The 6,148-nt window shown below is 75.4% G+C and carries 5 protein-coding genes and 1 riboswitch; of the genes, 1 reads left to right on the top strand and 4 read right to left on the bottom strand.

All coding sequences use genetic code 11. The annotated features are described in order from the left end of the window. The 4 genes from pknB to thiO form a co-directional block, all read right to left on the bottom strand. On the bottom strand, nucleotides 1-1,711 hold a 1,711-nt coding region (pknB, locus tag ABZ924_RS37895), incomplete at its 3' end, for a Stk1 family PASTA domain-containing Ser/Thr kinase (protein WP_361920189.1). Nucleotides 1,712-2,125: 414 nt separating this feature from the next. Further along, nucleotides 2,126-2,920, bottom strand: coding sequence for a thiazole synthase (locus ABZ924_RS37900; protein WP_361920191.1), 795 nt, complete (start codon nucleotides 2,918-2,920; stop codon nucleotides 2,126-2,128). Nucleotides 2,921-2,925: 5 nt separating this feature from the next. Then, nucleotides 2,926-3,126 carry a sulfur carrier protein ThiS gene (gene thiS / locus ABZ924_RS37905; protein ID WP_361920193.1) on the bottom strand — a complete coding sequence of 67 codons (201 nt, stop codon included), beginning with the start codon at nucleotides 3,124-3,126 and terminating at the stop codon, nucleotides 2,926-2,928. Then, nucleotides 3,123-4,292 carry a glycine oxidase ThiO gene (thiO, locus tag ABZ924_RS37910; protein WP_361920195.1) on the bottom strand — a complete coding sequence of 390 codons (1,170 nt, stop codon included), beginning with the start codon at nucleotides 4,290-4,292 and terminating at the stop codon, nucleotides 3,123-3,125. The genes thiS and thiO overlap by 4 nt, the downstream gene beginning before the upstream one ends. Then, a riboswitch (TPP riboswitch) is annotated at nucleotides 4,290-4,402 on the bottom strand. (Overlaps the previous gene by 3 nt.) A 180-nt stretch (nucleotides 4,403-4,582) precedes the next feature. Here thiO and ABZ924_RS37915 point away from each other — a divergent pair. Further along, nucleotides 4,583-5,764 (top strand): FAD-dependent oxidoreductase, encoded by a 1,182-nt coding sequence (locus tag ABZ924_RS37915; RefSeq protein ID WP_361920197.1) that lies wholly within the window; start codon nucleotides 4,583-4,585, stop codon nucleotides 5,762-5,764. Nucleotides 5,765-6,148 lie beyond the last annotated feature (384 nt).

Here is a 6,148-nt window from a genome sequence, read left to right on the forward strand (position 1 = left end):
TCAGCACCACCGTGTCGCCGGCCGCGGCCTGGGCGCCGGCACTGACCGACTGGTTGGCCACCGTGCCCGCGGGGGCCGGGGAGTTGACCTGCTCGGGCGCCGTCTGCACGGTGAGGCCGAGAAACTCGAGCGCCGCCTTGGCCTGGTCGAGGGGCTTGCCGGCCACGTTCGGCACCTGCACCGGGCGGCCCTTGCTGACGGTGATCGCGACCGCGGACTCCGGCGCCCGGCGGGTGCCGCCCGGCGGATCGGTGGAGATCACCGAGCCCTGCGGGACGTCCTGGCTGAACGCCTGCGTGACGATCCCGGGCGCCAGGCCGCTCTTGGAGAGCTCCGCCTTCGCCTCGTCCAGCGTCCTGTTCTTCACGTCGGGCACCATCACGACCTCGGGGCCGCGGGAGACGGTGAGCACCACCGCGCCGTTGCCGCGGATGCGCTTGCCGCCCTGCGGGTCGCTGTTCATCACGGTCCCGCGCTCGAAGGCGTCGCTGAACTTCCGGTCGACCCGCTTCACGTCGAGACCGGCGGCGGACAGCTCGGACCGGGCCTGCTCCTCCGTCTTGCCGAGCAGGTTGGGGACCTTGGTGAACTGGCCGGAATTGATGTACCAGACGCCGGAGCCGATGCCGAGGATCAGCAGCAGCGCCGCCAGGACGAGCAGCGGGCCGCGGCGGGAGCGGACCGGGGCCGCCGCGGCGGGCGCGGGCGCATCGGAGTCCGCGGACAGCGGAGGCAGCATCAGACGGGAGGTCTGCTCCGCCGGCTGCTCGCGGGCGGCGACGGGCCGCGGGATCACACTGGTGCGGTCCTCGGCGGCGGACCGCTCCCCGGCGTGCGCCTGCGGCGGTACGGCGTCCAGCTCTGCGTCGCTCAGCTGCGTACGGGCCTCCAGGGCCAGCCCGAGGAGGGCGGCGGCGTCGTGGGGACGCAGCTCGGGATCGCGGGCGGCGGCCTGCGCGACCAGGGCGTCCAGGCACGCGGGCAGCCCCGGAACGGCCGCCGACGGGGCCGGGACGTCCTCGTGGAGGTGCTGGTAGAGCACCTGGGCGGGGGTGCCACCGATGTGCGGCTTGGCGCCGGTCAGCATCTCGTACAGCACGACACCGCAGGCGTAGACGTCCACCCGGGTGTCGGCGACGCCCTGCTCGATCTGCTCGGGGGCGAGGTAGGAGACGGTGCCGAGGACGGCGCCGGTGGTGCTGGTGACGGTGTCCACGGAGCGGACCAGCCCGAAGTCGGCCACCTTGACCCGGCCGTCGTCGCCTATCAGCACGTTCTCGGGCTTCATGTCGCGGTGCACGAACCCGGCGCGGTGCGCCGCCCCGAGGGCTGCGAGGACCGGCTCCAGGATGTCCAGGGCCGCGCGGGGCTGGAGCGCGCCGCGCTCGCGCAGCACGTCGCGCAGGGTGCAGCCGGAGACGTACTCCATGGCGAGGTAGCTGTAGGGGCCGTCGGTGCCCTGGTCGAAGACGGCCACGACGTTGGGGTGCGCGAGCCGGGCCACGGACTTGGCCTCGCGGATGAAGCGGTCGACGAAGGCGGCGTCGGCGGCGAGCGCCGGGTGCATCACCTTCAGGGCGAGGATGCGGTCCAGGCGGGTGTCCAGGGCCCGGTAGACCGTGGCCATGCCGCCGGCCGCGATGCGGGCGTCGATGCGGTAGCGGCCGTCGATCGTCTGCCCGACGAGGGGGTCATCCAGGGTCGTGTCCACCCGGCGATTCTACGAGCGCCGCCCGTGGGCCCGGCCGCCGGAGCCGAGCTTGCAGCGCACCTGTGACGTCCGGGCCGGCCCGGATGTGCCCCTGCCCGGGCTGCCGCCGGGCTGCCGCTGCGCGGAGCGGTCCCCTCCCCACCCCTTCTCCCCCAGCTACCGCTGGGAGGTGCCCCCAGAAACCGGGCTCCGCCCGGACCCGGTTCCGGGCGCTTCGCGCCCGGTGCGCTCAAACGCCGCGCGGGCTGGATTTGCAGCGCAGCGGCAAAATTCAGCCTCGCCGGCGTTTGAGGCGCGGGGTCCGGGGGCGGAGCCCCCGGTTTCTGGGGGCACCTCCCAGCGGTAGCTGGGGGAGAAGGGGCGGGGTGGGGGACCGCTCCGCGCAGCGGGAGCACCGGCCGGGGCCGGGGGCCGTCAGAAGGCCGGGCGTTCCGGGTCGAAGGCGGGGCGGCCCGCCATGGGGGACGACGGTTCCGCGAAGCGGCGTTGGGGGATGCGGCCGGCCCGGAAGGCGAGACGGCCCGCCGAGACCGCGTCCCGCATGGCCGCCGCCATGAGGGCGGGGGCCTGGGCCCGCGTCACCGCCGAGGCCAGCATCACACCGGCACAGCCCAGTTCCATGGCGAGGGCGGCGTCCGACGCCGTGCCGGCCCCCGCGTCCAGGATGACCGGGACACCCGCCCGCTCCACGATCAACTCGAAGTTGTGCGGATTGCGGATCCCCATCCCGGACCCGATCGGCGACCCCAGCGGCATGATCGCCGCACAGCCGGCGTCCTCCAGCTTCCGCGCGAGCACCGGATCGTCGTTCGTGTACGGCAGCACCGTGAACCCGTCGTCCACGAGCGTCTCCGCGGCGTCCAGCAGCTCCTCCCCGTCCGGGAGCAGCGTCCGCTCGTCCGCGATGACCTCCAGCTTGATCCAGTCCGTGCCGAGCGCCTCCCGCGCCAGCCGGGCCGTCAGCACGGCCTCGCCGGCCGTGTAGCAGCCGGCGGTGTTCGGCAGGACCGCGATCCCGAGCCCGTTCAGCAGGGACAGCACCGAGCCCTGCACGGTCGGGTCGAGGCGCCGCATCGCGACCGTGGTCAGCTCGGTCCCGGAGGCGATCAGGGCGTGTTCCAGGACCTCCAGGCTCGGCGCCCCGCCGGTGCCCATGATCAGGCGGGAGGAGAAGCTCCGGCCGCCCAGTTCGAAGGTGTCGTCGGCCATCGCGCTCAGCCTCCCTGGACCGCGGTGAGGATCTCGATCCGGTCGCCCTCGCCCACCGCGGTCAGCGGCCACTGCCCGCGCGGCACCACGGTCTCGTTGAGGGCGGCCGCGACGCCGGACGGCGCCGTGGTGAGGGTGGCGACCACCGACGCGAGCGTGGTCCCGGCCGCGACCTCCCGCGGCTCGCCGTTGACGGAGATGGTCATGCGTACGACTCCTGACGTGCAGCGGAGAAGCGGAGCGGGCTGAACGGGAGGGCGATCTGCGGCAGCGCGCCCGTGGTCAGCAGGTCGGCGAGCGCGTCGCCGGTGAGCGGGGTCAGCAGCACCCCGTTGCGGTAGTGCCCGGTGGCCAGGTGCAGCCCGGGCAGTGCGGTCGGCCCGAGCAGCGGGGCGTTGTCCGGTGAGCCGGGCCGCAGGCCCGCCAGGGTCTCGGTCAGCGGGAGTTCGGTGATCCCGGGCACCAACTCGTGGGCGTCGCGGAGCAGTTCGTACACCCCGCCCGCGGTGACCGTGGTGTCCCAGCCGAGTTCCTCGCTGGTCGCGCCGACGACGAGCTCGCCGTTCTCCCGCGGCACCAGGTACACGTGGCTGCCGCGCACGACCGCCCGTACCGTCCGTGAGAGGAACGGCGCGTACGCCGCCGGCACGGTCAGCCGCAGCACCTGCCCCTTCACCGGCCGGACGGGCGGCAGCGCCTCGTCCGGTACGCCGGCCAGCCGGCCGCTGAGCGAGCCCGCCGCCAGCACCACCTGGTCCGCGTGCAGCTCGGTGCCGTCGTCGAGGGCGGCGCCGACGGCCCGGTCGGCGGCGACCAGCAGCCGCCGGGCGCTCGCCCGGCGGATCTCCACGCCGGCGTTCTCGCAGGCGGCCAGCAGGGCGGCGGCCAGCCGGCGCGGGTCGACCTGGTGGTCGCCGTCCACGCGCAGCCCGCCGCGCACGCCCGGGGCGAGCATCGGCTCCAGGCGGCGGCACTCGCGGCCGGTGAGCCACTCGGACTCCAGGCCGCAGCGGCGCTGCAGGGCGTGCAGCTCGCGCAGGTGGAGCCGGTCGTCGGCGTCGAGGGCCACGGCGAGGGTGCCGCAGGCGCGGTAGCCGATGTCCATGCCGCCGCTGGCGTCGGCCAGCTCGGCGGCGAACTCCGGGTAGCGGGCGGCGGAGGCGAGGTTGAGGCCCAGCAGGGTCTCCTCGCCGTAGTGCAGCTCGGTGACGGCGGCGAGCATGCCCGCCGCGACCCGGGCGGCGCCGCCGCCGGGTGCGGGGTCCGCGAGCGCGGTGCGCAGCCCGCGGCGGGCCGCCCGCCAGGCGGTGACCAGGCCGATGATCCCGCCCCCGATGACGAGGACGTCGGATCCCTTCCGAGATGAATGCATGGGCGTCCAGCCCCTCCCTTCGCCGGCATGACCCGGATCAGGTTCGTACGGTCGGAGGCCGGTCAGCCTCCCTCTCAGCCCGGTACGTCCGGACTCCCGCGGTGGGTAACGATGGCCACCCTAGCCGCTCGCCTCGGCGGAGGGGGAGTGCGCCGGATGCCGGGCGGGGGGCCGTGTCCGGCGGTGTCCGGCGGTGCCAGATTCCTGACTGATCGTCAGTTGACTACGCTGGTGATGTGAGCGAGCAGACGGAACAGACTGAGAACGGCGTCGTCATCGTCGGCGCCGGAATGGCCGGAGTGCAGACCGCGGTCGCCCTCCGCGAACAGGGGTGGACCGGCCCCGTGACCCTGCTGGGCGCCGAACCCCACCAGCCCTACGACCGGCCCCCGCTGTCCAAGGCGGTGCTCCTCGGCAAGGCCGAGCACTCCGCCTTCGACGTGGACTTCGAGGGCCTCGGCATCGAGCTGCGGCTCGGCGTGGAGGTCAGCGGGCTGCAGGCCGCCGACCACGAGCTGGACACCGAGGCCGGGCCGGTCCCGTACGGGGTCCTGGTACTGGCGACCGGGGCCGAGCCGCTGACCCTGCCGGGCGCGGAAGGGGTCCCCGGCGTCCACCTGCTGCGCACCCTGGACGACGCGGCGCGGCTGCGGCCGGTGCTGGCGCAGTCCCCGGCGACCGTGGTGGTCGGCGCGGGCTGGATCGGCGCGGAGTTCGCCACCGCGGCGCGGGAGGCGGGCTGCGCGGTGACCGTGGTCGAGGCGGCGGACCGGGTGCTGGCGGGCGCCCTCCCGGCCGAGGTCGCCGCGCCCATGGCCGCCTGGTACGAGGAGGTGGGCGCGGCCCTCCTGACCTCGGCCAAGGTGGCCTCGGTCGAGTCCGGGCGGGTCCTGCTCGCGGACGGCCGCGAGCTGCCGGCCGGGGCCGTGGTCGTCGGCATCGGGGCGCGGCCCGCCACGCGGTGGCTGGCCGGCTCGGGCGTCGAGCTCGGGCCGGACGGCTCGGTCACGGCCGACGCCCACCTGCGGACGTCCCTGCCGGGGGTGTACGCGGTCGGCGACTGCGCGTCCTTCCCGTCCGGGCGGTACGGGGCTCGGCTGCTGGTGCACCACTGGGACAACGCGCTGCAGGGGCCGCGGGTCGTCGCGGCGAACATCCTGGCCGGGGCCGGCGGGGGGTCGGGGCCGCTCGAGGTCTACGACCCGGTGCCGTACTTCTGGTCCGAGCAGTTCGGCCGCTTCGTCCAGTACGCCGGACACCACGCCGGAGCGGACACCCTCCTGTGGCGGGGGGACCCGGGGGAGTCCGCCTGGACGGTGTGCTGGCTCCGTGCCGGCTCCCTGGTCGCGATCCTCGCGGTGGGCCGGCCCCGGGACCTGGCCCAGGCCCGCCGCCTGATCGAAACGGGCACCCAGGTGGACCCGGCCAAGCTGTCCGACCCGGCCACCCCCATAAAGTCCGCCACGGCCTGACGCCCCGGCCCGCCCGGGCATCCCGGCTCCGCCGGGCACCGGGCTCCGCCCGGACCCGCGCCTCAAACGCCGGCGGGGCTGGATTTGCCGGACCCGGCTTCGTGTGTCGCCCGGTGCCCGCGCGGGGCCGGCAGTCCGGCCCTGCCCCCGCTTTCGAAGCGGGGGCTGGCCATCTCAGCCCCGCCGGCGCTTGAGGCGCGGGGTCTGGGGCGGCGCCCCAGCAACCCCGACCCAGCCCGTGGCTGTCGCAGCCGGGGTCTCGGCATTCCAACCCCGGCTCCGCCGGTCTGCGCAGCCGGGGTCCGGGCATTCCAGCCTCGCCGGCGTTTGAGGCGCGGGGTTTGGGGCGGAGCCCCAAGAAACCCGGCTCCGCCGGGCACCGGG

The sequence above is a fragment of the Streptomyces sp. NPDC046876 genome, from assembly GCF_040645035.1.
Taxonomy (GTDB): domain Bacteria; phylum Actinomycetota; class Actinomycetes; order Streptomycetales; family Streptomycetaceae; genus Streptomyces.